Source organism: Microbacterium sp. ZW T2_14 (genome assembly GCF_044987405.1).
Taxonomy (GTDB): Bacteria; Actinomycetota; Actinomycetes; order Actinomycetales; family Microbacteriaceae; genus Microbacterium.
The window spans coordinates 38,218-64,149 of sequence record NZ_JBJDRK010000016.1 but is presented as its reverse complement, the minus strand read 5'-3'; the positions used below and the strand labels follow the sequence as shown (position 1 = coordinate 64,149).

Genomic DNA, 25,932 nt, shown 5'->3' with positions numbered 1-25,932 from the left:
GTCCCCTCTCGAAGGGTTCCGCTCATGGCGCTCCAGACTCGCTCCGGCCGCTCCGCGACCCGCCGGCGGAGCATCCCGGGAACGGGTGGCCGATCCGCGGCGATCTTCCTGATCCCGTTCTTCACGCTCTTCGCGCTGACGATGATCGCCCCGGTCATCTACGCGATCGGCCTGAGCCTGTTCGCCGAGAAACGCAGCGGCCTCGGCTTCGGCGACGCGACCGTCGACTTCGTCGGGGTCGGCAACTACCTCGACGTCCTGTCCAACCGCACGTTCCTCGAAGGCTTCGGACGCCTCGCGATCTACTGCGTCCTGTACGTTCCGACGCTGCTGATCACCGCACTGGTGCTCGCGCTGCTCCTCGACGCGGCGGTCACGTATGCGCGGCGGGCGTTCCAGCTGCTGCTCTTCCTCCCCCACGCGGTCCCCGGAGTGATCGCCGCGCTCATCTGGGCGTACCTCTACACGCCCGGGGTGAGCCCGATCGTCAAGGCACTGGCCTCGGGCGGGATCGAGATCGACTTCCTCTCGGTGGAACTGGTCCTCCCGTCGATGGTGAACATCGCCGTGTGGGAGTGGGCGGGCTACAACGTCATCATCCTGTTCACCGCCCTGCAGACCGTGCCCCGCGAGATCCTGGAGGCCGCCCGCGTCGACGGCGCCGGCGAGATCCGCACCGCCTTCTCGATCAAGACGCCGCTGGTGTGGCCGGCGCTGGGCGTCGCGCTGCTGTTCACCGTCATCGGCTCGCTGCAGCTGTTCACCGAGCCCAAGATCCTCTCGTCCGCGACGACCGCCGTCACCAGTACCTGGGTCCCCAACATGTGGGCCTACGACGCCGCTTTCAACCGCAACAACCTCCCGCAGGCCGCGGCCGCGTCGATCATCCTCGCGCTCCTCGCGGGCGTGCTGTCGTGGGCGGTCACCCGATTCACCTCGAAGGAGCGCACGCGATGAGCGCCGTCCTCGCCACGCCGCCGACGCCTCAGGTCGCGGCATCCGCTCCTCCGCGCTCCCCGGCACATCCGCCGCGGACCCCCAAGAAGATCCTCCGCCGCCTCCCCGCGATCGCGGGCGTGAACGGGCTGCTGCTCGTCGGCTGCGCCTACATGATCCTGCCTCTGCTGTGGCTCGTGTTCGCGGCGACGAAGGACGCCACCGGTCTCTACTCGGGCGACGTCTTCGTGTTCGGCAGTGCGTTCCTGGCCAACATGGAGCAGCTGTTCACGCAGGACGGCGGCATCTTCGTCCGCTGGCTCCTGAACAGCATCCTGTATGCCGGCATCGGCGCCGTCGTCGGCGGATTCATCGCTCTGATGGCGGGGTACGCGTTCGACAAGTTCGAGTTCCGCGGCAAGAGCACGTGGTACGGCGCGGTGCTGGTCGGCGTGCTGATCCCCAACACCGCGACGGTGATCCCGCTGTACCTGCTCGCGGCCTCCATCGGCCTCACCAACACGATCTGGGCCGTGGTGATCCCGACGCTCTGCAACCCGTTCAGCGTCTACCTCGCCCGGGTGTTCAGCGCCGGCTACATCCCGGACGAGACGCTCGAAGCGGCGCGCGTCGACGGCGCGGGCACGGTCCGCACGTTCCTGCGGATCGGGCTCCCGATGCTGACGCCCGGATTCGTGACGATCGCCCTCTTCCAGTTCGTGGGCATCTGGAACAACTTCATGCTGCCGCTCATCATGCTGCAGAACCGCGACCTCTTCCCCTCGAGCGTCGGTATCGCCCTCTGGCAGAGCCAGGTGCAGCAGAATCCCGAGTTCTCGACGCTGGTGATCGCCGGGTCGTTCATCTCGATCCTGCCACTGGTCATCGCGTTCGTGATGCTGCAGCGATTCTGGCGGTCGGGGCTGTCGGCGGGAAGCGTCAAGTGAGCGGGCGCAAGCGGATCGCCTTCGCCATGGCCGAGTCGGTGCAGGCGCGCATGTACCCGCCGGCCCGCGTGGCCGAGTTCGCGGAGGTCGCGGACGTCGCCGGGTTCCTGCACGAGTTCCGATCGGATGCCGCGCGAGGCGTGCTGGCAGACGTCGAGGTGCTCGTCACCGGCTGGGGCGCGCCCGAGATCGATGCCGACGCCTTGCAGGCTGCGCCGAAGCTCGAGGCCATCCTGCATTCGGCGGGCTCGGTCAAGCCCTACCTCACCGAGGACGTGCTGGGACGAGGCATCCGTGTCAGTTCCGCGGCTGTGGCCAACGCGATCCCGGTCGCGGAATACACGGTCGCGATGATCGTCCTGGCGGGCAAGGCCGTGCTGCCGATCGCGGCCCGCTATCGCGAGCTGCAGGACGACGTGCAGCCGGACGCCGACTTTCCCGACATGGGCAACTTCCGCAAGCGTGTCGGCATCGTCGGGGCCTCGACCATCGGCCGCCGCGTCATCGAGCTGCTGCGCTCATACTCCCTCGAGGTGGTCGCGTACGACCCGTTCCTGTCGGTGACGGATGCCGCAGCCCTCGGTGTGACGCCCCTCGAGCTGGACGAGCTCCTCGCCACCTCGGATGTCGTCTCGGTGCACGCCCCTTCGCTGCCCGAGACGGACAACATGATCGACGCACGGCGCATCGCGCTGCTGCGCGACGGTGCGACCCTCATCAACACGGCGCGCGGCGAGATCATCGATCAGGATGCCTTGACGGCACGGGTCGTGGATCGCGAGCTGTACGCCGTGCTCGACGTCACCGTGCCCGAAGTGCTTCCGCCCGGCCATCCGCTGTACACGTCGGACCGCGTGCTGCTCACGCCCCACATCGCGGGGTCGCTGGGCACGGAGCTCGGCCGGCTGGCCGCTTCGGTCCTCGAAGAGCTGAGACGCCTCACCACGGGCCGACCGCTCGCTCACGAGCTCGCGCCCGAGCGCTACGCCATCACAGCCTGACCACGTGGTGCCGCGTGCGGCGCCGGTCAGCACCATCCCGAACGAAGGACTCCGCATGTCGCGCACCCTCCGGCCGCCCGCGCGGCTTCTCGGTGGCGGCGACGCCGTGCTCGCACTCGACATCGGCGGCACGCAGATCAAGTCGGCGGCGGTCGATGCGGACGGTCGCATCGACGCCGTGCGACGCACTCCGACGCCGTTGGGCCCGGATGCGGTGGTCGCTGCGATCGCCGACCTCGCCCGAGCCCACGGCAGGAGGGACGAGTGGGAACTGCGGCCGACATCCATCGGAGTCTGCGTGCCGGGTCTCGTCGACGAGTCCCGCGGGGTGGTCCGGTATGCGTCGAATCTCGGGTGGCGGGACGTGCCCCTGCGTCGGATGCTCGAACAGGAGCTCGGCCTCCCGGTGGCAGTGCAGCACGACGTGAGAGCGGCCGCGCTCGCCGAGAGCCGCATCGGCGCAGCCTACGGCTACCCTTCGGCGCTCGTCGTCGCGATCGGCACGGGGATCTGCGGTGCACTCGTCATCGACGGAACCCCCTACTCCGGCGGTGGGTACGCCGGCGAGATCGGGCACGCGGTCGCCGATCCTCAGGGCGAACGCTGCCCCTGCGGGGCGGTCGGCTGCCTCGAGACCATCGCCTCGGCGTCAGCGATCGCGCGGCGCTACACAGCCGCTTCCGGAGTCGCGGTCGGTGGAGCACGCGAGGTGTTCGACGCGGCGCAGCGTGGCGACCGCCACGCCGCCGCGGTCTGGGCGGATGCTGTGACCGCGCTGGCGGAGGGCGTCGCCCGGCTGGTGGCGGCGTTCGCCCCGCACGCCGTCGTGGTCGGTGGAGGTCTCGCCCAGGCCGGCGAAGCCCTCGTCGGCCCGCTGCGGGCCGAACTCGATCGGATGCTCTCCTTCCATCGACGCCCGTTCGTCCTCTCCGCGCGCTGCGGCGAGGACGCCGGTGTCGTGGGCGCGGCGATCACCGCCCGCGACCTGGCGTCCGCGCTTCGTGCGGGCGCGGGCGCGCGGGCGTGACGTCACCGGGGTGAGCGTCGTCCGCGGCGAGCGCCGTCCTCGACAGCGACCAGGTTCAGCCCCCGCATCGTGTACACGACGCCGTTCTCGTCGATGTCGAGGTGCGGGCCGCTGTACCAGCCTCCGTCGATGTCGGCGACGACCGTCGACAGGCGATGGCTGGTCGCGTCGACGCGGAACAGCGTCGAGTCGGACACACCGTAGACCGTCCCCTGGAAGCAGTTCAGGGCGCCGAAATCGGTGGCGACGCCGCTGACGTCCACAACACGCACGACCGACCTGCTCTCGAGGTCGATGACCACCAGTCCGCTTGCACGCCTGCCAAGCGCGAAGAGGTGACGGCCGTCGGTCGCGAGGGCCGCGATACCTGTGGGCAGCCCCGGGTCCACGCGCCACAGCTCCGTGCCCGCGACGGGATCCCAGGCCACGACGGTGCTCCGCGGTCCGTCGGCGTAGAGGCTGTCGCCGCCGAGGAAGGCGATGCCCCGGGCTGTCGCGACCGCCCGCACCATCTGCCGGGCGTCGATGGGATTCACCGCGGTCGTGTGGGCTCCGTTCGCGGGGTTGTACGTGGTGAACGAGCCACCGCCGCCCGTGTCGTTCTGCGCACCGAGAAGCACCAGCCCGTTCACCGGGTCCCAGCACACGTCCAGTGGCCGGTTCTGGCCTGCCGCAGGTGCGACGACCTGTGCGGGCGGCAGACCCGAACCCGGGTCGTACCGCCAGATCCCCTGCGAGTTGTACTGACCGGTGTAGAGGACTCCGTCGACGATGACGCCGTCCTTCGCCTCGCCCCCCATGCGTATGCGCGTGACGGTCCCGGTCGCAAGATCGAGCCGGCTGATCGCGCCGGTCCCGCCGACGTACACCGACCCGGCACCCGCGGCAATCCCCATCACTGCCTGCGGGTCGGCCGGTGCCCCGACATCCAGGAGTTCGGTGACCGTGCTGGTGCGGGTCGCAGGGTCGATCTCAGCGACGAACCCGTATTCGGATGCCCCGACCAGGCGATCACCGGCGATGTCCAAGCCCCAGAGCATGGCGAGGTCGCGGGTCTGGAGGTTGGTGATCTTCTTGGTGACCCGGGAGTAGGCCATGACGCTCGGCGCCTTCACGTAGTAGATGTCGTCGCCCCGTCGGCGCAGCTGCACGCCGGTCTGCGGGATGACCTCGTACGTCGACGGGGCGGCGAGCGCCATGAGCAGCGACTTCCCCGGGCCCTTCAGTCCCACGCCGAGCAGATCGTCGAGCACCGAGAGCGATGTGACGGACACCGCGGCCGCCACCTCGCTCGGCAGGATGCTCTCGAATGCCCGCGTGCCGCGGTCGAAGGCGAAGAGCTTGCCGGTGCTGCCGGCGCCACCCGCGAGCGTGGACCCGGTTCCGAAGTAGACGGTCGACGCGGTCGCTGCGACGGCCTGCGATATGGTCGCCCCCGCGTCCGGCGTGCCCCAGTTCGCGACCGCCCCGGTCACGGGGTCGACCTCCCAGAGCGATGGCGGCTTCGGGGGCTCGCCGCCACCGGCGACGTAGATCCTGCCGTCCGGCGCGACGGCGAGGGCGCGCACATCGCGATCACCGGTCGACGCCAGCGGTGTGGCGGGCGCCGAGAGGGTGGTCAGGTCCCACCGGTGCACGCTCGCACCGGTGTCGTCGTCCTTGCGGAGTGTGCCGATGTACAGCGCCGCCCCGTCGGGTGAGACGGCCATGGCCTGCACGGCGTACCCCGAGCTCAGGTCGGTGCGGCTGGTCACGCGGCGCGTGGTCAGATCGAATCCGATCACGCGCGCGGGCTGGAGGTTGCGCGACCCGATGTAGAGCGTGTTGCCCACGACGAGACTGCTCATCAGGGGGAACTGCACCACGCCCGGCCCGAGGTCGCGGATGCGCACCTCCCCAGGACCGAGCCCGGTGTCGAGCTGCCCCCATGCCGCGTCGCCGGGTCGCATCGTCACTGCGAAGGCGACCGTGCAGGCAGTGCCGACGAGCATCTGCCGTCGAGTGAGTCCGTTCGTCATGATGTGCTCTCTCCGTCGGGCGCCGCCGCGACGCGGCGCTGTCGTGCTCTCGTACCGGAACTGCTCGAACAGGGTCAGGTTCGGGGTCAGCGGCACGTGACCGCGTCGAAGACCGCCGGATTGGACGTCTGCATCCCGTCCGAGGCTCGGGTGGCCTGCACGGTCACCGCGCCCGACGGCACGCTCGCCGTCCGGATGTTGAACGTCGCGGTGGCCTTCTCTCCGGGAGCCACCGACGCGAACGCCTTCTCGCCGTACGGGGTCGTGATCGTGAGGGAGATCGGCTCGTCCCCGTCGTTCATCGCCTTCACCATGAGCTGCGCCTTCGATCCGAGGCACCGAGCCTCGGACACGATGCTCACCGGGATCGGCTGATCGTCGATCCGCACCAGATTGCGTCCCTGCAGGGTGTAGAGATTGCCGAGCTCGTCGTTGGTGATGTGGGCACCGCTGTACCAGGCGCCGTCGATGTCGGGAACCACCTCGGTGACCTGGAACGTCGTCGGGTGGAACCGGAACACGTCGCTGTCGGACACGCCGTAGACCACGCCGCGGTTGGTCACGAGGGCGGCGAACCCGGTGCTCACCGAGCTGACGTCCGCCGTGTGCACGACGGTGCGCTGCGCCAGGTCGACGACGAAGAATCCGCCCTTGCGCGTCAGTCCATACAGGTGCTCTCCCTGCACCGCGAGTGCGGAGATGCCTGCTCCGGGCATCGGCGCGATCCGCCAGAGCTCCGTGCCGTTCACCGGGTCGAAGGCGACGACGGTGCCCGGACCGTCGGCGTTCTGCAGGCCGCCGCCGAGATAGGCCACGCCGTCGTGGGTGGCGACGGCGCGGACATACTGCTGGGCGTCGATCGGGTTGGCGAACATGCGCGACCGGCCGGTGGCCGGGTCGTACGTCCACAGCGAGCCGCCTCCGACGGTGTCTGACTGCACCCCGACGAGTGCGAGCCGGTTCACGTCGTCCCACTGAACGTCCTGGGGCCGGTTCTGCTCACCGGGGAACGCGGCCACCTGGCTGAGCGGGCGGCCGTCGCTCGGGTCGTACCTCCAGATGCCCTGCGAGCTGTACTGGCCGGTCAGGAGCACGCCGTCGACGACGATGGCGTCCTTGGCCTCTCCCGGGGCACGCAGATACTCGACGGATCCGTCGGAGACATCATGCTTGGCGACGGCGCCGGTGCCGCCGACATAGACCGATCCGCTGCCGGCCGCCAACCCCATGGCCGCCTGTGGCGATGCCGGGGCACCCGCCGTGACGAGGTCGGTGACGACGGATGTCCGCGCCGCGGGGTCGATCTCGGCGACGAATCCGAACGCCGATGTGACGACCAGCTTGTCGACTCTCACGCCGATCCCCCAGATCTCGCCCAGGAACGGTCCGTCGAACGAGACCTCTTCGATCGTGCCCGACGCGGGCGAGTACGAGAGCACACCGCCCTCGTTGGCGAAGTAGACGGTGTCGCCGATCATCGCGAACTTCTTGGCCGTCTTGCCGATCGACGTGGCCACCGAGTAGCTGCCGAGATCCGCGAGGTCCATCGCGGCGACCTTGGACTGCGCGGTGGACGCGGCCGATCCCACGAGCAGCATGTCGCCGAAGACCGCCAGTTCGCGGATGCTCGGATCGCTCTGCATCTCGGTGGGAGTGACGTTGCGCGAGATGCCGGTCGCCCGATCGTAGGCGTAGAGCCCGGCGCGGGCGGCGCCGCCCCCGAAGAGCGTCCCTCCGCCGAAGAACACCGTCGTGGTGGTGGCCGCCACTGCGCGAGCGCCGGTCGCGGCCGGATCCGGAGCGCCGAGGTTGGTCACCTGACCCGTCCCGGGATCGAACTCCCACAGCGGCGGCGGCGTGGCTCCCCCGTCTCCGACCGCGAACACGTGACCGTCGGGAGCGACCGTGATGGCGCGCACATTGCGGTCTCCGATGCGACCGATCGGGACGGCGGGCTCGTCAGGTGTCGCGAGGTCCCACCGATAGAGGTTGGGCTGCGTTCCGGCGGCGTCCTGCAGCACGCCCGCATACAGGTACCGCCCGGCGGGATCGACGGCCATCGCCTGCAACGAGTGGCCCGTGCCCAGGTAGGTGACCGCGGTGACCTCGCCGGTCGGGATGTCGAGTGCGACGATGCGCGCCGGCGAGACGTTGCGGGATCCGACGTACACGGTGTCGCCGACGGTCACGGAGCTCATCAGCGAGAACTGGACCACGGCCGGCCCGAGATCATCGATCTGGGGCGGTCGAGGTGCCGGCGCCGAGACCGCGGCCGGTGACGACAGCGACGCCCGCGTGGAGGTCGACGCCGAGGCCGGTGCGCCGCTCAGCACGGCGGCGAGTGCGATGACCCCGCCGACCAGCAGGGCGGCGGTTCGGGTGATGTGTGGCTGCTCCATGAGAACGCCTCTCCGTTGAACGCGTGGATGCTGCGACAAGTGAAGAAGAGACGGCGCGGCGGCGCAATGAAAGAGGGAACAAACGCACAGTTCCGCACATTTCTCCGCCGCGCAGGACGCCGCGGTCAGCGCCGGTCAGCCGGTGATGAAGGAGCGGTAGCGAGTGAGGGCGGCGGAGATCTCGGCATCCGTCGCGGCATCCGGTACGAACAGCTCGGGGATCGGATCGTCGGCGTGGCGCCCCACTGCGACGGAGTGCGTCCAGACGCCGACGATCTCGCCGCGGGCGACCAGGATCGGGCGCACGATGCCGTTCACGCTCGGGCCGACCGCCGTGAGGAACTCCGGGGCGCACGGCACGGTGCGGTCGATGTATGAGAGGTAGTACTCCTCGAAGGGCGGCAGCGCGATGACTTCGGAGGCGGCGGCATCCCGCCGCGGCCGGGCGCCGGCCAGGACGTACTGGGGCTCGGGTTCGTCGCCGACAAGAACCAGTCGAGCGGATGCCGCCTCCGCCGCCGCGCGCGCCACCCCCAGCGGCAGCCCCGTCCACCAGGAGAAGTCCCGCGCCCCCGCGGGACCGTGGGACTGGATGAAGCGCGCGAAGAACTCCGCGAGCGGGTCTGCCGGGGCGACGGACTCGCGGATCCACTCGTCAGCCAGCACGATGTACTGCTCGCGCGTCGGTCCTCCGACCCGCGGCACGACCGGACCCTGGCACACGACGGCGCGCAGCGACAGCGCGACCAGCAGGTGGTAGCCGCGCTGCTTCGCGGTGGACACACCGGCGAGCTCGAGCACCTCGAAGAGCTCTTTGCGAGTGAGCCGATTGCCGCCGCCGAGCGCGGCGCGCACCGCGGTCTCGGCCCGTTCGAGCTCCGGCCCGTCGATGCCCTCACCGCGGTGCACCGCCGCCGCCTGACGTCGCTGCCGCTCCGCCGTGATCGACAGCACCCAGGCCAGGTCTTCCGCAGGGATGAGGTGGATGGTGCCGCGCATCGTCCACGACCGGACGATCTGACCGCGGTCGAACGCCGCATCCACATCGCTCACCGTCATCGCGCCGCGCGCGCGAGCGGCGACCGCCCAGCGGCCGCCCCAGAACTCCTGCGCCTGCGTCGCGAGCATGTGCCGCGCGGCATCGGCGATCGTGCGCGCCGGGGCGCTCAACCGGTGCGACCGGAGCCGCTCGGCGCGCACAGCCGTCACAGGTGCGCTGAGCGAGCCACGAGACGAAGCGTCCACTCGCCCATCATGGCGCGGAGCGCCGACATCGCGGAGCATCTCGGCGAGCGCCGTGCTCGGCTTCCTGGCCGTGCGCTGACTCCCGGTCGGCCATGAGAACGGGCCACCCCGCCGACGACGGAGAAAGAGAGCGGATGCCGCGGCCCGCGGCATCCGCTCATCTCAGTTCTCCCGCTCCAGCCGTCGCCCACCCGTTCAGTTGGCCGACACCGGCCGGTACACCGCGTGGACGACGCCGTTCGGGAGTGCGGCCGATTCGTCCAGCGTGAAGCTGAGCGGAACGTCCTCTTCGAACAGGCGCCGCCCCTCGCCGACGACCACCGGGTGGATCAGCAGATGCAGCTCGTCGACGAGGCCCGCGCGCAGGAGCGACTGCACGAGAGTGGTGCTGCCGGTCGTCAGGATGTCGCCGCCGGTTGTGGCCTTGAGCGCCGTGACGCCCGGCTCGAGCTCGCCCTCGAGGACCGTCGAGTTCCCCCAGTCGAGGTCGCGGAGCGTGCGGCTCACGACGACCCGTGCGTTCTTGTTCATCTTCGCCGCCACGGGGTTGTCGGCAGGTGCGTCGGCGAAAGCCGCCGCGAATCCTTCATAGGTGACGCGGCCGAGCAGCGTCGTGTCGCACGCGTCACTCAGATCCCACATGACATTGAACATCTCCGGGCTGGCGTACGTCATGTGCCACTGCTCGGGAGCCTCCACGACGCCGTCGAGCGAGATGAATTCTCCGACGATGATCTTGCGCATTTTCTTGTCCCATCTGCTGCGGACGATCCCTTCGACCGCCCTCCTACATATGCACCGATCGGGGCGACCCGATTTCGACACGGGGCATGGTCGAATATTCATCGGCGGTGGGATGCTGTTGCCCATGCGCTATCTCATGACGACGAACGGCGGCGGTCCGGCACCCGATGAGGCGCTCTTCGCCGAGATGGGCGAGCTCATCCACGAGATGGCGAGCACGGGCGTGCTGCTGGCGACCGGCGGACTCGGCCAGGGCCTACATATCTCGTCGCGGGGAGGCGAGCTCTCGATCACGGACGGTCCCTATGCCGAGGCGAAGGAGACCGTCGTGAGCTTCGCACTCATCGAGGTGCGCTCCGAGGAGGAGGCGCTGGTGATGGCGCGTCGCTTCTGGTCGGTCGTGGGCGATGGCGAGGGCGACGTGCGACCGGTGTTCGGGCCGCCGGAGTGACCTCGACCCGCGATGCCCGCAGCACGGTCGATGCGGTCTATCGCCTCGAGGGCGGCCGGATCATCGCCGGCCTCGCGCGCACCGTGCACGACGTCGGCCTGGCCGAGGACAGCCTGCAGGACGCGATCGTCGCGGCGATCGAGAAGTGGCCGATGACCGGCGTGCCGGCGAACCCGGCCGCGTGGCTGACGCTGGAGGCCAAGCACCGCGCGATCGACCGCATCCGCCGGGCGTCGAATCTGGGCGGCAAACTCGGAGCCGTCGCGGACGACCAGCGACAGCGGACGCGGCTCGATATCGACGACGGTGGTCACGATTTCGATCTCATCGTCGAGCACGAGGGCATCGCCGACGACGTGCTCCGTCTGCTCTTCGCCACGTGCCACCCCGCCTTGACGCGTGAGTCCCAGGTTGCGCTCACACTCAGGCTGCTCGGCGGCTTGACCACGCGCGAGATCGCCCGCGCGTACCTCGTGCCCGAGAAGACGATCGGTCAGCGCATCGTGCGCGGTCGACGACGGCTGGCTGAGGAGGGTTTCGACGCGACGGTCCCCGTCGAGTCCGAGAGACGTGCCCGGCTGGGCGCCGTCCACGAGGTGATCTACCTGATCTTCACCGAGGGGCACGCCGCCACGATCGGCGACGACTGGGTGCGCCCGGATCTCTGCCTCGAGGCGCTCCGGCTCGCCCGCACGCTGGCGGAACTGGTGCCGGACGACGCCGAGACCCATGCCCTGACAGCGCTCCTCGAGCTGCAGGCGTCGCGCCTTCCGGCCCGCGCTGATGCCGACGGTGCGCCGGTACGGCTCGCCGACCAGGATCGCGGCCGCTGGGACCGGCTGCTCATCGCGCGTGGCTTCCGTTCGTTGCTGCGCGCCCGGGAACTGAGCGCAACCCCCGGCCCTTACGCGATCCAGGCCGCGATCGCCGCCGCACACGCCCGCGCCCGGACGGCATCCGACACGGAGTGGGCGACGATCGCCGAGCTGTACGGTCTGCTGGCACTCGTGGCGCCCTCACCGGTCGTCACGATGAACCGCGCGGTCGCCGTCGCACGCGCCGGAGACGCGGCGGAAGGCCTACGGCTGCTCGACGGCCTCTCCGGGGCGCCCGAACTGGCAGAGCACCATCTGCTCGCTGCCGTACGTGCCGAGCTCCTCCTGGACATCGGGGATGCCTGGGCCGCCGCCGTCGAGCTGCAGCGCGCGGCGGACCTTGCGCCCAATCCGCGCGAGCAGCGGTTCCTTCGCTTGCGCGCCGACGCAGCGGCCACCGAAGCGTCGGGGGTCGACGGCACGGGCGAGGACGACGGCGCGTCCGGCTGAGGCCCGCGGTGGGGCGCACAGTCGCCCTCGGGCCGGGTGTCAGCCGCGGGCCGGAATCGTCTTCCGCATGACTGTCTTGCTCTTGCCGATGTGACGCTCGAACGTGAATCCCGCCTTCTCGAACATCGCCCTCGTGCCGTTGTGGAGGAAGGAGGATGACGTGCGCGTGCCGGGGGCCAGCTCGTTGGGGAACGAGACGACCTCGCCTCCGCCCGCCTGCGCGATGAGCTCGAGCGCACCATCCAGCGCCTCCCTCGCAACTCCCGAACGCCGGTGGTCGCGATCGACGAAGAAGCACGTGATGCGCCAGGGTGCCGGGTTCGTCTCGCCGGCGTCGTACTGCTTGCGGTGGTAGATGTTCGGCAGTTCGAGCGGACTGCCGTACTCGCACCATGCGATCGCATCGTCGCCGTCGAAGACGAGGGCTGCGTGCGCGACCCCCTCCGCCACGAGACGCTGCTTGAACGTCGGCCCGTGGTAGTCGCTCTTGACGGTGTGCTCCGTGTCGCCGTGGAAGTAGTGGCAGTAGCACCCGCCCCACACCCCGTTGTGCTTCTCGGCCAGCGCCAGCCACGCCGGGAAGGTCTCCGGAGTGAGCGGTCTGATGACGTGCGAAGTCACGGCGCCCACCTCGGCCCTGACGTCCTCATCGGCCATGACGGGCTCCTTGCGTCGGTGCTGACAGTCTGCGACGACCTCGGGCTCTCGGCAAGATCTCGTTGACACACCGCATCCCATGAGCAATAGTTAGGCATGTGCCTAACTATTCCTCCGAGCTGGACGCGGTGCTTCGTGCCCTCGCGGATCCGACTCGGCGGATGGTCGTCGAACGACTCGCGAAATCCCCGGCGGTGGTGTCGGACCTCCTGGCCCTGTTCTCGATGACGCTGCCGTCACTGCTGCAGCATCTGCGGATCCTCGAGGAGGCGACGGTGGTCACCTCCCACAAGCAGGGCCGTGTGAGAACGGTCAGCCTGCGACCGGGGGCACTCGACGTCCTTCATCTCTGGCTCGGCGAACAGCGCACGTCCGCCGAACGTCAGGCCGACCGGCTCGGCATCCATCTGACCCGCACCATCACCGAGGAGATCTCGCAATGACCCGCGTCCGCATCGACCTGTTCTCATCGCTCGACGGATACACCGCCGCCCCCGATCCGGCGGCAGACAACCCGATGGGCGAGGATTGGGGCCCCCTCACCGCGGCGTACGCCGCCACCCGCACGTTCCGCCAGAAGGTCTTCGGCGACACGAGCGGCGCCGGAACGACCGGCGTCGACGAGTCCTATGCCGCCGCATTCTTCACCGGAGTGGGTGCCGAGATCATGGGCGCAGCCATGTTCGGCCTGCACGCGAATCCTGACGACCCTGACTGGAAGGGGTGGTGGGGCGACGAGCCGCCGTTCGGCGGCCCCGTCTACGTGCTGACCCACTCCGCGCCGCGGCCGTCGATCCCGATGGCCGGTGGCACGACCTTCCACTTCCGCACCGGCGCGATCGAGGACGTGCTGGCGGAGGCCACCGCGGCGGCGGGCGGACTCGACATCCGCGTCGGCGGCGGCGTCCGGACCGCGCAGGAGTTCCTGCGCGCCGGCCTCGTGGACGACCTGCACGTCGCGATCGCCCCCATCGTGCTCGCCCGGGGCAACCGGGTGTGGGACGACCTGCGGGGCCTCGAGCACACCCACGAGGTGAAGACAGAGGTCGCCGAGAGCGGCACCATCCACGTCACCTTCACCCGATAGGGGCGGCGATGACGATCGAGCATCGACTGGCCCACGCCGGGTTCACGCTGACGCGCGACTACCCCGTACCCGTCGAGGATGTCTGGCGCGCGTTCGCCGAGGAGGACCAGAAGCGGAACTGGTTCGGCGGCGATGAAGCGTTCGAGCCGCGCGAGTGGGCGTTCGACTTCCGCGTCGGCGGGCGCGACATCGACGAAGCGAAGTTCCACGACGGACCGCTGACCCGGTATGAGGCCGTGTACACCGACATCGTCGAACGCGTCCGCATCGTCACGACCTACGACATGTGGCTCGACGGCACCCACATGTCGACCTCGGTCGCGGCGTACGAATTCGAGCAGATGCCGGACGGCACGCGGCTCACGCACGCCGAGCACGGCGTCTTCTTCGATCGGTTCTGGGCGGACGGGCCGAACCGCGAAGAGGGCACGCGGGGCCTCCTCGACGCGCTGGGGCGCCATCTGGACGCTGGTCGGCAGTTGTAGGGACCCGTCGGCGCGACCACCCCGCACGCTCGACCGCGACTCGCGCGGTCGGACGGTCCCCACCTATACTCCACTGGAGTATCCCCCCACGTACGATGCCGTATTCCCCCCAGATACGACGTCGTATCCCGCCAGCGGGCCCCCGCCCGCCGTCCATCGGAGTGCATGTGGTCCGAGTGCAGCCGAACACGCCCGCGAGCAGCAACGCCCCGACCCGGGCGGCCGCGCGCGCGGCACAGCAGCGGAGGCGCTCGCTGATGCTCCTGGGCGTCGTCATCGTCCTCGTCGTCGCACTCGTCGTCGCGCTCGGCGTCTTCTTCGCGCGGGGAGCTGCTGACGAACCCGAGCAGCAGCCGGCGGCCGCGGCGGAGTGCCCGGTGTCAGGACTTCGCATCACCGCGGACCCGGCGGTGTCGGAAGCGCTCGAGGCCATCGTCGCCGACCTGACGGCATCCGGTGCCGACTGCGCGGACGTGGCGATCCGTGCGGAGGACAGCTCGGTCACGGCCGCGGCGCTGGCCGCCGGCTCGGCGCCGGACTTCGACGTCTGGGTGCCGGATTCCGCGATGTGGCCCGCACGCGTCACCGGTCAGGCGGAGCTCACCGGGGTGGATGCTGCGGACCTGGTCGTCGGTGACACCATCGCCAGCACGCCCGTCGTGTTCGCAGCGACCGAGCCCACCGCGACGGCCCTCGAGGGAGAGAGCGCCGGCTTCTCGAGCCTGGCGGGGCGCTCCGTCGCCGCTGTGCTGCCCGACCCGTCGGCGGTCGCCGCGAGCTCCGCAGCGCTGCTCGCGCTGCAGACCGCTGTCGGCGGCGACGCGCGCACCTTCACCGCGCTCTCGCTCGCGCTCGACACCGGCGTCGTGCCCACCGCCGCCGACGCACTCGGAGCAGTGGCCGCCGCGACGTCGCCGACGATCGCCGTGACCACCGAGCAGGCGGTGCTGCAGTACGCCGACGAAGCGACGACGCCCCTCGTGCCCGTCTACCCCGCCGATGTGAAGCCCGCGGTGAGCATCCCTCTTGTCACGCTCGGCGACGCGTCGGGCGACACGCTCATGTCCGTGGATGCTCTCGCCGCCGCTGTCGCGGACGCCGGCGACCGGCTCGCCGAATACGGCCTCCGTGACGCGGCGGGCACCGCGACCGACGCGGCCGGCGAGGATGCGCAGGACGTCGGGGCGGCATCCGATCCCGCCGACAGTGTGAACCAGGCCGAGGTGCTGCGTACGTGGCAGGTGCTCACGGCGCCGTCACGGATGCTGTCGCTCAACGACGTCTCGGGTTCGATGCTGCAGCCGGCGACCGCCGACATGCGACGCATCGACCTGTTCGAGCAGGCCGCCGTCCGCGCCGTCAACTCGCTCTCAGCGGACTCGTCGCTGGCCACGTGGGTGTTCTCGAGCCGGCGGATCGGCGGACAGGACTGGCAGGAGATCGTCCCCTTCGGGCCGCTCGGCGATCCCGCGCACAAGCAGCTCACGATCGACACGGCGAACAACCTCGACAGCCTCGTCGGCGGCGGAACCGGCCTTTACGACAGCGTCCTCGCGGCCGTCCAGTACATGCGTGAGACGTATGTCCCCGGGCAGATCAACCTGGTGCTGCTCAACACCGACGGGTACAACGAGGACGACGACGGCCTCGATCTGCCGGGACTGCTCGCACAGCTCGAGGCCCTGCGGGATCCGGCGAAGCCCGTCGCCGTGATCGCGATCGGCTACGGGCCCGACACCGACCAGGCGGCGCTCGAGCAGATCGCCGCCGCCACCGACGGTGCGGCCTACCAGGCGCTGCAACCGACCGATATCGGCACGGTGCTGGTCGACGCGGTCACCCAGCGCGGCTGCCGACCGAACTGCGGCTAGGCCCACTGTGCCTTCACCGGCCCTCTTGTCCTTCTCAGGGCGGCCATCTGTCTGGTAGTCATGAGGATGGCTTCCATGACCGACGAGTGGCCGGCAGGTGTCGCGCGCCGCATCATCGACGAGAACTCCTACGCGACGCTCGCCACTGCCGACGCGGATGGGCGCCCCTGGGCGACACCGGTCTGGTTCGCCGAGCGCGCCCTGCGTGAGTACGTCTGGGTGTCCCGAACGACGCGTCGGCACTCGCAGAACGTCGCACAGCGCGCCGAGATCGCGCTCGTGGTCTTCGACTCGACGGTCGAGGTGGGTTCGGCGAACGCGGTGTACGTCGAGGCGGCCGCAGCGCAGGTGACGGACGACGCGCTCGCGGCCGCGCTTGCGGTGTTCAACGCGAAATGCGAGGCATCCGGGCTCCCGACGTGGGACATCTCCAAGGTCTCGGCAGACGCTCCCCACCGGCTGTACCTGGCGACCGCGTCGCAGGTGTGGGTGATCGACGAGCACGAGAACCGCGTGCCCGTGCTGTAGCCGGGGCGCCCCGGCGCACTGGCGCGCGCGGGATCGTTGAGGGCCCGTGGCGGTGTGTGCGAGAGTGCGGGGATGCCGTCACCGCAGTCGCTCAGCGAGTCCGACCGACGGTTGGTCGCGGCGTGGGCGGCCGACTGCGCCGACCGGGTGCTGGCGCTGTTCGAGTCGGAGGTGCCCGATGATGGACGGCCGCGCGATGCGATCGCGCGTGCGAGGGCCTTCTCTCGCGGCGATCTGAGCGCGGCGGGTGAGATCAAGCGGCGTTTCGTCGCGGGTCGCGCGACCCACTCAGCGACCTCACCGGCCGCTGTCGCGGCTGCGCGGGCTGCAGCTCAGGCCGCCGGGGTTGCGCACATGGGCGCGCACGCACTGGGTGCTGCGGCGTACGCCGCGCGGGCCGCCGGGTTGGCGGCGGGTGATGTCGATGCCGTCACCGCCGAGCTCGATTGGCAACTCGGGCACATGAGCACCGATGTGGCCCGCGCGCTCCGCCGACTCCCCCGCCTGGGCGAAGACTCGGCCGGTCCGCTCGGCCCCGGGCTCCTCGCCTCGGGAGACCTGGGGAGCAACATCACACGGATCCAGGTGCGCCTGCACGACAGCGCTCGTTGAGCGCCATCCGGGGGTGGTCGCACGGAGCGGCCGGCGTGCGTCGGAGTGTGGGCGGCTCGATCGGCGCGTGCCGGGTGCCCTCGTTTGGGAGCGGCTCAGTCGCGCGACGTGGCGTTCACACTGCCGGAGCGTTCCTGTCCGCTCAGACGTGCGATGGCGGACATCATGCGCTCGGTGATCTCCCGACGAGCCTTGCCATCGGGCACGCCCTCAAGGTCGGCGAGGTCGAGCGGCTCGCCGAAGTGCACCTCGAGGCGTGGCTTCCCCGGCAGTAGATGGCTGAGCGGCTTGACGGTGCCTGTCCCGATCAACCCGACGGGCACGACCGCGGCGCCCGTGTCGCGCGCCATCCACGCCGCGCCACCGTGACCCTCATGCAGCTTCCCGTCGCGTGAGCGCGTTCCCTCGGGGAACACCGCGAAGACGCTCCCAGCCCGCAGGATGCTGGCGCCCGCGTCGAGTGCGGCGCGGGCGTCGCGACCGGTCGCGCGGTACACCGGCACACCGCCGATCGATCGGAAGAACCAGCGCTTGACGCGACCGAGGAACCCGGCCCCTGTGAAGTACGACGACTTGATGAGGAACTGCACCGGACGCGCCGCGGACGTCGGGATGATGACCGTGTCGAGCGACGCAAGGTGGTTGCTCGCCAACAGCACCGGCCCATGCTCGGGCACGTTCCCCCGACCCACTATGCGCGGGCGGTACATCAGCCAGAACAACGGCCGCAGGACCACTCGCCCGAGGAAATAGATGGCACCGGGCCGCGGTACGGGATCGGGGCTCGGCGGAGCAGGCGCTGTCACCTCGCCACCCTATCCGTCATCGTCCGCTCCACTCCCCTGCGTTCAGGAGCCTCCGCTGGAGGCAGCGGCCTCACACGACCGACAGAACGGTGATGGCGGCGAGCACCACCCATGACAGGTACGCGAGGAGGCAGAACCTGTCCGGCCATCCGATTCGGATCTCCGGCGAGCCGCCCTGCCCGTGAGCGGGGGCAGCAGCGACGAGGAACCACACCAGGGCGGCGAACGGAACTACGGCTGCGATCGCCAGCATCCACCCGAGCGAGATCGCCACGCCCACCCCCGCCACCAGTGCTGCAGGGGGAAAGCCGGCGAGCAACATCGTGCCCAGCACCGTGTGCGCCCTCCCTACGCGCGTTGCCTGAGCACGCGGAGTCATGATGGGATCCGCGTCGATGAGGGCGGCACCGAGGGCGCCCAGCGCGACAGCCGCAAGGCCGATGGTCCACGCTCCGCCGAACGGCCACAAGGCGACGAACGTCGCGGCCGGGCTGATGGCCATCGTGACGAAGGCAAGCCGCATGACCCACCCGTATCGCCCGACGGAGTACTCGCTGATCATCCGCCAGGACGGGTCATACTCGGGCTCGAGGACATGGAGGATCGCGACCAGCCCTGCCGTGACGCCGCCGGCGACGATCGCCGTCACGGCGGCGATGGCAGCGACGCTCAATATCCGACAGCCATACCAGCAGCGATCACGGGCATCCTCCTGAGCGGCACTCTATCCCGGTGATACTCCGGGGGTTCGGGAGGCGGCGCGCTGATCGGGGGGAACCAACACGCTGGGGGGCGGTCGGATAGCGTCGGAGCCATGACTGATGCGCAAGCTCTCCGGTCCATCGCCCGCGATGCGTACACCTTCGGGTACGCGATGATCGAGAACTACCGCACGCTGTACGAGCAGGCCGTCGACACCCAGGATCCGCGTTTCACCGGCGGGTTCGGGCACTATCGGCACTATTCCGAGCCGTTCACTCCGGCGAACACCGACATCGTGACGCCCAACAACGACACGCCGTACTCATGGGGTTGGTTCGATCTGCGGGCCGAGCCGTGGGTGATCACCGTGCCCGCGATCGACCGGTTCTACATCCTCCCGTTCCACGACCTCTACACGGTGTACGCCGGCTACGTCAGCGCGGCCACCACCGGCGCCGGTCCCGGCCGCTATCTCCTTGCCGGCCCGACATGGACGGGCGACGCTCCAGAAGGATTCGACGGGGTGATCACCGCCTCCACGGACTTCGTCGGCTGCCTCGGGCGCACCGCGTTCACCGATGGCGACGTCGATGAACTGCGGCGCATCCAACAGTCCTATGCGGCAGCCCCGCTGTCGGAGTACCTGGGTGTCCCCGCACCCACCGCCGAGCCGGTGTCGTGGCCGACCTGGGACGAGGCCGCGGCCACCGACATCCGCTTCTATGACTACCTGGACCACCTCCTCCGGTTCGCGCCGGTGCTGGAGGAGGACCGTGACATCAGGGATCGCCTCGCCTCGGTCGGCCTTGATGGTCGCGGCACGTTCCGCACCAGCGATCTCGATGCCGACGACCGCGCGGCATTCGACCAGGGGCTCGCCGACGGCATCGCCCACCTGGATGACGTCGCATCCCGGGCTTCCAGTTCGACGGGGATGTTCGGCACTCGGGGTGAGATGGCGGGCGCGTACGACAGCCGCAACGTCGGTGCGAAGAAGGGGCTCTATGGGCTTCCCCCCGCGATCGCCTGGTACGGCGGCTGGCTCGTCGACTCCGCCGGCAACCGCATCACCGGCGCCACCGACTACACGATCACGTTCACCGCCGACCAGCTCCCCAAAGTACGGTTCTTCTGGTCCGCGACCCTCTACACCCTGCCGCAGCGGCTGCTCAGCGCCAACGAGATCGACCGGTACTCGATCGGCGACCGCACGCCGGGCGTCCACTACGGCGCCGACGGATCGCTGACCCTCTACGTTCAGCACCGCCCGCCGACCGATCCGCTCGAGACCGCGAACTGGCTGCCCGCACCCGATGGCCCGTTCACCGTCATCATCCGCGCCTACGGGGGCGACACCGCGATCGCCGAAGGCACCTACCGACTTCCCGCCATCACGCCACGCTGACGCCACAACGGCAGGTGATTGACTGTTCGCGTTCTCGAGGTCTTTGCGGAACAGGTCTCGCTCGTAGGCGGTTGACTCTTGGCAGTGGGCGGTTGGGTCCACTGCATCGGGCGACAACTCGGAGGCCCCCATGAAAGCAGTCGTCGCGACCGACCGCTCCGCTGACGCGGCCGGCATCACGCTTATGGACGTGCCGGAGCCGACACCGGCGATCAACGACGTGATCGTCGAGGTGCACGCCTCCGGATTCGTGCCTGCGGAGTGGGAATGGCCATCGACCTGGGCTGATCGGTCGGGTCACGAGCGGACCCGGCCCGTCATCGGTCATGAGTTCGCCGGGGTGGTCACCGCACTCGGCTATGGCACCACCGGCCTCTCCATGGGACAACGGGTGTTCGGAATCACGGACTGGCATCGTGATGGCACGCTTGCCGAGTCCGTGGCCGTGGAGTCCCGCAACCTGGCGCCGTTGCGCGGAGACGTCTCATTCACCATCGGCGCCAGCCTGCCGATCTCTGGACTGACCGCCTGGCAGGGCCTCTTCGACCACGGGCGCTTGCAGTCGGGTCAGACGGTGCTCGCCCATGGCGCCGCCGGGGCCGTCGGATCGCTGGTGACACAGCTGGCGCACGAGTTCGGCGCCTACGTCATCGGCACGGGCCGGGCCAAGGACCGGCAGGCCGTGCTCGGCTACGGCGCCAACGAGTTTCTCGACCTCGACAACGAGAGCCTCGCCGACATCGGCGGGGGCGTCGATCTCGTGTTCGACGTCATCGGTGGCAGCATCCAGAAAGAGTCCGCCGGCATCATCCGCCCGGGCGGGACGCTGGTATCCGTCGTCGGCCCGGTGCAGACACGGCCGATCGACGGCCGCGCCGTCGACTTCGTCGTCGAATCCATCCCCGAGCAGCTGGTCCAGGTCGCCCAACGCGCGCGCGACGGCCGCCTCCGCCCGCACATCGGCACCATCGCCGCCCTCGACGACGCCATCGCGGCGCTCAACCCCGCCACACGTCGCCCAGGCAAGACAGTGATCAACGTGCGGATGTAGAACGCCAGCCCCGCGCGTGCCATCGGGCATTGATGCGGCAATCGCTAAGCCACTTTGCGACGCACCCCACACCAAACCGGCGATCCGAAGATGCCCCCACGGGCGGATATCCATCGCGGCGAGTCCCTCAGCAAGAGCTTGCCGCCTGGCGCTCGTCGGCATGCCTACGTGACGTGGTGCACGATGTTGAAGACGTTGCCGTCCGGAGCACGGACGAAGAACCGATGCACGCCCCACGGTTCGTGAGTCAGGGGATGGACGATCTCGTATCCACGCTGCTGGGCCTCTTCATAGGCTGCGGTGATGTTCGGCGTCAAGATCGACGCGACGGGATCGAGCGGAGCGGACGCGTCGTGTGTGACGAGTTGGATACGAACGGTCTGGTCGTAGGCACTGGATTCGGAGGCGGAGAATCGCGCGACCCAGCCCAGATTGAAGTCCTCTTCGCTGAGCCCGAGAAACTCCGTGTAGAAGGACCGTGCGGCAGGGATGTCGGCGACATGCAGATCGGCGAGAATGCGAATGACTTCCATGCGGCCATGCTCGCCGATCATCAGGACGATGAACAGGATGGAGCCCGTGGCGATCACGAGTCCGTTGAGCCCAGCCCCATCGTTCAGCCAATCAGGCGTTGTGCCTCCATGTGCTGTTCATGCCACCACGTGTCGCCCTGATCGTTGGAACACCAGCCGTCCCAGGTGAACGCGTCTGCGGTGATGGCACTGAACATCCATCTGACACGGCGGCCATCGGCCTGCACGCCGGTGAGCTCGATCTGGTCATCCCGACCTTCCGCGGTCAGCACGACATGCTCCGCCGCGCGAGGGCAGAACCACACCACCCGCCAGCCGGCACGCTCATCCCACGTGCGCACGGTGGTACCCAGGGCCGTCCCTGTCTCATCGACGAGCACGTCCTGCATTCCCCGGCCGGCGATGATCCAGTCGAACGTCCACCGCAGCTCGCTCTCGGACCACGTGCCGGCTGCTTCGCTGTACAACGAGTTGCGGACACGCCAGTCGCCCACGAAGCGCCCGAACATCGCAAGCTCGGACGCCACCTCCCGCGCTGGACCATCCGCCAGGAGACTCCGGCTCAGACTCACACGGACAAACTACCGGCCATCTCCGACATGCTCGGAGACGCCTCAGCGAGCATGACTGGCCACGGCCCGTGTCGTTGCACGGCTGCCCGCGTGTGCGCGTGCGTCAGTGCTGCACGTCGTACCTGACGTGGGTGATTCCCTTGGACTCGATCACACGTGTCGGCTGCATTCGCATGGGTGTACGCGCAAGCCGATCGAACAGTTTGACACCCGAGCCGAGGAGGACTCCCGTGATCGCGAGCTCCACCGCGTCGACCAGGTTGGCGGAGAGAAGCTGTTGTGCCACATTGGGGCTGCCCATGATGTAGACGTCGCGGTCACCCGCTACCCGCACGGCGCAGTCGAGTGCCTCCTCCGCGGAATCGACGAACGTGAAGAGCGTTCCATTCCTGGTCACGGGCTCGCGCGCCTCGTGTGTGGGGACGAATACTGGCATCGGGAAGATATCCTCGTCGCCCCACGCTCTGTCGCCTGCTCGCAGCGTGCGGGCACCGAGGATCACTGCGCCGGCGTTGAAGAACTCTCCGCCGACCACCGGATGCATCTCCATCGTCGGGTCTCCGAACGCCCACCCGTGAAGCACCGACAGGTCGTCATTCGGGCCCGTGGCGTATCCGTCGAGAGACATCGAGGCGTACAGCACCACCTGAGTCATGAGGACAATGTATACGGTGTGAACATTGGCGTCCAGTGCGCGGGTCCGCACGCTCGCGGCGAGACCGGCCGCTGGGAGTCAGGCGAAGAGTTCGTCGAACGCGTCGGTGCGTACACGCGGCGCCGGGGCGGCGCGCTTGATCGTGGGCTCGGGAGTGGCGGCGGCGGTGCTGACTGACTCCATGAGTGCGCGTGCGGAGTCGGTCAGGAATCTGCTGGGCTTGGCGGCGACGTGCCTGGCCAGGAACGCGGTGGGATGCGTGGGCAGCTGCGCGGGCACGTACACGTCGAGGGCGTCGCGTGCGCGCGTGAGCGCGACGTAGAACAAGCGCTCCTCCTCGGCGAGCCCGATACGGGAGGTGAGTGCCATGTCCGAGGGCATCGCGCCGTCGTTCGCACGAAGGAGGTGAACGGAGTCCCATTCCAGGCCTTTGGCGGAATGGATCGTGGACAGGGTCAGCCAATCCTCGTCGAGATGGGGCTGCTTCGCCCAGTCGCCCGCGACGTTCACCGGGTCGATCGCCTGCTCGCTCACGAACGTGCGGAGATCGCTCTGCCCGGCGGCGGCCTGCGCGATGCCGTCGACTTCCGTCACCCGACGGTGCCAATCCGGGTAGTGCGCGCGCAGCAGTGGGTCCACCGCGCCTCGGCATGCCTCGACCAGGTCCGGTACTGCGGTCGTGGAGTCGACGGCGCCGAGCAATGACAGGGTCGACGCGAGCCCGGTGCGCGCCTTCGCCGGAGCTGTAGCCACCGCGTCGGCCATACGGTCGACGCCTCCGTCCGCGAGGATCCCGGCGAGTCCGCGCGCGCTCGCTTTGCCGATCGCGCGGTGCCGGGTGAGCAGGCGGTACCACGACACCTCATCTGCCGGATTGAGCACCACGCGGAAGGCCGCCAGCAGGTCGCGCACATGCGACGTCTCCAGGTAGCCGATCCCGCCGAACTTGTGGAACGGGATGCCCCGCACCTTGAGCTCGACCTCGAGCTGCGCGCTGTGCGATCCGGTGCGCATCAGCACGGCCTGCGAACGCAGGGGCGTGCCATCGATGTGCGCAGCGAGGATGCGGTCCGCGATCGTGCGGGCTTCGTCGTCGGCGTTGCGGCAGGTGATCAGGGTCGGCCGGGCGCCCGGCTGCGGGCGGTCGGCGACCAGACGCAGCCTCAGTTCGCCCGGGCGCACCTGGTTCGCAAGGTCGAGGATCTGCTGCGTGGAGCGGAAGTTGCGTTCGAGGCGCACCAGAGTGGCGTCGGGGTATACGTCGATGAGCTCGAGCAGGTGCCCGGCGTTCGCCCCTCGGAACGCGTAGATCGCCTGTGCGTCGTCGCCGACGACCGTGAGCCCGTGGCCGTCGGGACTGAGCCCACGCACGATGTCGACCTGAAGCTGGTTGACGTCCTGGTACTCGTCGACCAGCACCCAGTCCCAGCGCGCCCGCAGTCGCGCGCCGACATCGGGATCAGCGACCAGCGCCCGCCAGGCGATGAGCAGATCATCCAGGTCGAGCAGGCCACGCTCGCGCTTGCGGTCGCGGTAATGCCGCAACAGTCCGGTGATCGCGTCCGCCTGCTCGAGTGCCCAGGGAAACTGCTCTTCGATGACGGCGCGCGCCGGGGTCGCGGTGTTGATCGCACGGGAGGCGATGTCCGCGATGGCGCGTGTCGTGGGCAGTCGCACCTCGGTGCCGTCGAGCCCGTGCTCGGCGCGCAACAGGTCGATCAGGTCGATGACGTCGTCGGGATCGATGATCGTCACGTCCTCCAGCCCCAGATGCTGTGCGTGCTCGGCGACCACGCGATGCGCCACGGCATGAAACGTGCCGCCGGCGATGCGCTGCGCAGCCTGCGCGTCGCCGCACATCACCGCAGCGCGAGAGAGCATCGCGGATGCCGCGCGCCGGGTGAACGTCAGCAGCAGGATCCGTTCAGGTGCGACCCCCGCCTCGAGCAGCCGCGCGACCCGGGCGGTGAGCACGCGTGTCTTGCCCGTGCCGGCCCCCGCCGCGACCACAAGCGGCCCATCGCCGTGCTCGACGGCCTCCAGCTGTGCGGGATCCAGCCCGGCAAGCGCATCACTTACTGCCACGGAGGTGACGGTAACGAGATCCTCCGACATTCAGCCAGCACGGCCACTTGGCGGATGCGCGGAGAATTAAGCTCGCGATCATGAGCTTCAGCAGCCTCCCCCTGATCCTGCTCGTGTACGTCGTGCCGATTGCGATCGCGTTCCTGGTCTTGTACGCGGTCGTCCGGGCGGCGGTACTCAGCGCCCTTCGAGCGCACGAGCGAGAGCGGCAGGCAGGTCACCCCTGAGGCCCCCGCACCGCCGACCTCTGAGCGCGAGACTCCCCGAGCGGCGGCCTTCCGCTCCCACTGAGCGCCTGCGAGACTGACCGCATGACCTCGAGGGGAGCCCGCGTCGGGGCGGCCGCGCGGTACCTGGCCTGCTTCGGGCTGGTCGCAGGCGGCGTACTCCTCGTCGCCGGGATCATCGCGGGCTCCGCCATCGCCAGAGCCAACGGCGTTCTGCTCATCGTGACCGTGATGCTGTTGGTCGGCGTCACGTACTCGGCGGTGTTCGCGCGAGAAGCTCAGCTGGCTCGTCGTCAGACGTCGCGCCGGCGGTAAGCCTCCCGAGACACGGTCCTCGCCCGCTCGCCTCGTCGCCGACGAGGCGGTCAGGGCCGGTAGTCGTCTCTGCGAGCCGGGAACGGCTCGGGCGGCAGCATCGTCTGCGCGTTCATCTGCTCCGATGGCTTGAGAACCGACAGGAAGTAGCCGAGCGCCTTCACGAGCGTGAGACCGATCACCGCGACAACGCGGCGAGCCCGGGAATGATCGCGATCGGTCATATCCCCAGCCTCCTTCATCGGGGC

Annotated in this window: 28 protein-coding genes; 16 read left to right on the top strand and 12 right to left on the bottom strand. The window is 69.4% G+C overall.

Going from position 1 to position 25,932, the window contains the following annotated elements; genetic code table 11:
- The first annotated feature begins 24 nt into the window (after nucleotides 1-24).
- Genes ACI3KY_RS07805 through ACI3KY_RS07790 form a run of 4 tightly spaced genes read left to right on the top strand, consistent with a single transcriptional unit; the run spans nucleotide 25 to nucleotide 3,911 of the window.
- Nucleotides 25-957 (top strand): carbohydrate ABC transporter permease, encoded by a 933-nt coding sequence (locus ACI3KY_RS07805; RefSeq protein ID WP_404929609.1) that lies wholly within the window; start codon nucleotides 25-27, stop codon nucleotides 955-957.
- Nucleotides 954-1,883 (top strand): carbohydrate ABC transporter permease, encoded by a 930-nt coding sequence (locus tag ACI3KY_RS07800; protein WP_404929608.1) that lies wholly within the window; start codon nucleotides 954-956, stop codon nucleotides 1,881-1,883. Before ACI3KY_RS07805 ends, ACI3KY_RS07800 begins: the two co-directional genes overlap by 4 nt.
- A complete protein-coding gene (locus ACI3KY_RS07795) occupies nucleotides 1,880-2,884 on the top strand; it encodes a hydroxyacid dehydrogenase (RefSeq protein ID WP_404929607.1) in 1,005 nt (334 codons plus the stop codon). The genes ACI3KY_RS07800 and ACI3KY_RS07795 overlap by 4 nt, the downstream gene beginning before the upstream one ends.
- A gap of 55 nt (nucleotides 2,885-2,939) precedes the next feature.
- Entirely contained in the window at nucleotides 2,940-3,911 is a 972-nt protein-coding gene (locus ACI3KY_RS07790) for an ROK family protein (RefSeq protein WP_404929606.1), read from the top strand.
- A gap of 2 nt (nucleotides 3,912-3,913) precedes the next feature.
- Here the strand turns inward: ACI3KY_RS07790 and ACI3KY_RS07785 are convergent, their stop codons facing one another.
- The 4 genes from ACI3KY_RS07785 to ACI3KY_RS07770 form a co-directional block, all read right to left on the bottom strand.
- Nucleotides 3,914-6,025, bottom strand: coding sequence for a hypothetical protein (locus tag ACI3KY_RS07785; RefSeq protein WP_404929605.1), 2,112 nt, complete (start codon nucleotides 6,023-6,025; stop codon nucleotides 3,914-3,916).
- Complete coding sequence (locus ACI3KY_RS07780) at nucleotides 6,016-8,328, bottom strand: PQQ-binding-like beta-propeller repeat protein (RefSeq protein ID WP_404929604.1); 2,313 nt, start codon at nucleotides 8,326-8,328, stop codon at nucleotides 6,016-6,018. The genes ACI3KY_RS07785 and ACI3KY_RS07780 overlap by 10 nt, the downstream gene beginning before the upstream one ends.
- 135 nt (nucleotides 8,329-8,463) lie before the next feature.
- Nucleotides 8,464-9,573, bottom strand: coding sequence for a winged helix DNA-binding domain-containing protein (locus ACI3KY_RS07775; RefSeq protein ID WP_404929603.1), 1,110 nt, complete (start codon nucleotides 9,571-9,573; stop codon nucleotides 8,464-8,466).
- A 195-nt stretch (nucleotides 9,574-9,768) separates the two neighbouring features.
- A complete protein-coding gene (locus ACI3KY_RS07770) occupies nucleotides 9,769-10,317 on the bottom strand; it encodes a dihydrofolate reductase family protein (RefSeq protein WP_404929602.1) in 549 nt (182 codons plus the stop codon).
- Nucleotides 10,318-10,429: 112 nt separating this feature from the next.
- On the opposite strand from ACI3KY_RS07770, the gene ACI3KY_RS07765 reads away from it, so the two are divergent.
- Nucleotides 10,430-10,768: a YciI family protein gene (locus tag ACI3KY_RS07765; RefSeq protein ID WP_404929601.1), complete on the top strand. Its 339-nt coding sequence runs from the start codon at nucleotides 10,430-10,432 to the stop codon at nucleotides 10,766-10,768.
- The gene (locus ACI3KY_RS07760; RefSeq protein WP_404929600.1) at nucleotides 10,765-12,093 is read left to right on the top strand and encodes an RNA polymerase sigma factor; all 1,329 of its coding nucleotides are present in this window, start codon (nucleotides 10,765-10,767) and stop codon (nucleotides 12,091-12,093) included. The genes ACI3KY_RS07765 and ACI3KY_RS07760 overlap by 4 nt, the downstream gene beginning before the upstream one ends.
- 39 nt (nucleotides 12,094-12,132) lie before the next feature.
- Here ACI3KY_RS07760 and ACI3KY_RS07755 read toward each other — a convergent pair whose 3' ends face one another.
- Nucleotides 12,133-12,750 (bottom strand): GNAT family N-acetyltransferase, encoded by a 618-nt coding sequence (locus ACI3KY_RS07755; RefSeq protein WP_404929599.1) that lies wholly within the window; start codon nucleotides 12,748-12,750, stop codon nucleotides 12,133-12,135.
- Between the two features lie 98 nt (nucleotides 12,751-12,848).
- Here ACI3KY_RS07755 and ACI3KY_RS07750 point away from each other — a divergent pair, with 98 nt between their 5' ends.
- From ACI3KY_RS07750 to ACI3KY_RS07725, 6 genes are all read left to right on the top strand, one after another.
- Entirely contained in the window at nucleotides 12,849-13,193 is a 345-nt protein-coding gene (locus ACI3KY_RS07750; RefSeq protein ID WP_404929598.1) for an ArsR/SmtB family transcription factor, read from the top strand.
- Nucleotides 13,190-13,837, top strand: coding sequence for a dihydrofolate reductase family protein (locus tag ACI3KY_RS07745; protein WP_404929597.1), 648 nt, complete (start codon nucleotides 13,190-13,192; stop codon nucleotides 13,835-13,837). Before ACI3KY_RS07750 ends, ACI3KY_RS07745 begins: the two co-directional genes overlap by 4 nt.
- 8 nt (nucleotides 13,838-13,845) lie before the next feature.
- Nucleotides 13,846-14,322 (top strand): SRPBCC domain-containing protein, encoded by a 477-nt coding sequence (locus tag ACI3KY_RS07740; protein WP_404929596.1) that lies wholly within the window; start codon nucleotides 13,846-13,848, stop codon nucleotides 14,320-14,322.
- A 257-nt stretch (nucleotides 14,323-14,579) separates the two neighbouring features.
- A complete protein-coding gene (locus ACI3KY_RS07735) occupies nucleotides 14,580-16,193 on the top strand; it encodes a hypothetical protein (protein ID WP_404929595.1) in 1,614 nt (537 codons plus the stop codon).
- Between the two features lie 75 nt (nucleotides 16,194-16,268).
- Complete coding sequence (locus ACI3KY_RS07730; RefSeq protein ID WP_404929594.1) at nucleotides 16,269-16,721, top strand: pyridoxamine 5'-phosphate oxidase family protein; 453 nt, start codon at nucleotides 16,269-16,271, stop codon at nucleotides 16,719-16,721.
- Between the two features lie 72 nt (nucleotides 16,722-16,793).
- Nucleotides 16,794-17,333 (top strand): putative immunity protein, encoded by a 540-nt coding sequence (locus ACI3KY_RS07725; protein ID WP_404929593.1) that lies wholly within the window; start codon nucleotides 16,794-16,796, stop codon nucleotides 17,331-17,333.
- A gap of 95 nt (nucleotides 17,334-17,428) precedes the next feature.
- Here the strand turns inward: ACI3KY_RS07725 and ACI3KY_RS07720 are convergent, their stop codons facing one another.
- Both ACI3KY_RS07720 and ACI3KY_RS07715 read right to left on the bottom strand, forming a co-directional pair.
- Nucleotides 17,429-18,043: a lysophospholipid acyltransferase family protein gene (locus tag ACI3KY_RS07720; protein WP_404929622.1), complete on the bottom strand. Its 615-nt coding sequence runs from the start codon at nucleotides 18,041-18,043 to the stop codon at nucleotides 17,429-17,431.
- Between the two features lie 166 nt (nucleotides 18,044-18,209).
- The gene (locus ACI3KY_RS07715) at nucleotides 18,210-18,812 is read right to left on the bottom strand and encodes a DUF998 domain-containing protein (protein WP_404929592.1); all 603 of its coding nucleotides are present in this window, start codon (nucleotides 18,810-18,812) and stop codon (nucleotides 18,210-18,212) included.
- A 141-nt stretch (nucleotides 18,813-18,953) separates the two neighbouring features.
- On the opposite strand from ACI3KY_RS07715, the gene ACI3KY_RS07710 reads away from it, so the two are divergent.
- Together ACI3KY_RS07710 and ACI3KY_RS07705 are read left to right on the top strand one after the other, a co-directional pair.
- On the top strand, nucleotides 18,954-20,246 hold the full coding sequence (locus tag ACI3KY_RS07710; RefSeq protein WP_404929591.1) for a DUF1254 domain-containing protein: 1,293 nt from the start codon (nucleotides 18,954-18,956) through the stop codon (nucleotides 20,244-20,246).
- 130 nt (nucleotides 20,247-20,376) lie between these two features.
- A complete protein-coding gene (locus ACI3KY_RS07705) occupies nucleotides 20,377-21,297 on the top strand; it encodes an NADP-dependent oxidoreductase (protein WP_404929590.1) in 921 nt (306 codons plus the stop codon).
- Between the two features lie 164 nt (nucleotides 21,298-21,461).
- Here the strand turns inward: ACI3KY_RS07705 and ACI3KY_RS07700 are convergent, their stop codons facing one another.
- From ACI3KY_RS07700 to ACI3KY_RS07685, 4 genes are all read right to left on the bottom strand, one after another.
- The gene (locus ACI3KY_RS07700) at nucleotides 21,462-21,887 is read right to left on the bottom strand and encodes a VOC family protein (protein WP_404929589.1); all 426 of its coding nucleotides are present in this window, start codon (nucleotides 21,885-21,887) and stop codon (nucleotides 21,462-21,464) included.
- 26 nt (nucleotides 21,888-21,913) lie between these two features.
- Nucleotides 21,914-22,339, bottom strand: coding sequence for a hypothetical protein (locus ACI3KY_RS07695; protein ID WP_404929588.1), 426 nt, complete (start codon nucleotides 22,337-22,339; stop codon nucleotides 21,914-21,916).
- Between the two features lie 166 nt (nucleotides 22,340-22,505).
- A complete protein-coding gene (locus ACI3KY_RS07690; RefSeq protein WP_404929587.1) occupies nucleotides 22,506-23,048 on the bottom strand; it encodes a dihydrofolate reductase family protein in 543 nt (180 codons plus the stop codon).
- 87 nt (nucleotides 23,049-23,135) lie between these two features.
- Nucleotides 23,136-25,142: an ATP-dependent helicase gene (locus ACI3KY_RS07685; protein ID WP_404929586.1), complete on the bottom strand. Its 2,007-nt coding sequence runs from the start codon at nucleotides 25,140-25,142 to the stop codon at nucleotides 23,136-23,138.
- 80 nt (nucleotides 25,143-25,222) lie between these two features.
- Between ACI3KY_RS07685 and ACI3KY_RS07680 the strand changes: the two genes are divergently transcribed.
- Together ACI3KY_RS07680 and ACI3KY_RS07675 are read left to right on the top strand one after the other, a co-directional pair.
- On the top strand, nucleotides 25,223-25,369 hold the full coding sequence (locus ACI3KY_RS07680) for a hypothetical protein (RefSeq protein WP_404929585.1): 147 nt from the start codon (nucleotides 25,223-25,225) through the stop codon (nucleotides 25,367-25,369).
- An 84-nt stretch (nucleotides 25,370-25,453) separates the two neighbouring features.
- Nucleotides 25,454-25,684 (top strand): hypothetical protein, encoded by a 231-nt coding sequence (locus tag ACI3KY_RS07675; RefSeq protein ID WP_404929584.1) that lies wholly within the window; start codon nucleotides 25,454-25,456, stop codon nucleotides 25,682-25,684.
- Between the two features lie 50 nt (nucleotides 25,685-25,734).
- Here ACI3KY_RS07675 and ACI3KY_RS07670 read toward each other — a convergent pair whose 3' ends face one another.
- Nucleotides 25,735-25,908, bottom strand: a complete 174-nt coding sequence (locus tag ACI3KY_RS07670) for a hypothetical protein (protein WP_404929583.1) — start codon at nucleotides 25,906-25,908, stop codon at nucleotides 25,735-25,737.
- Between the last annotated feature and the right edge of the window lie 24 nt (nucleotides 25,909-25,932).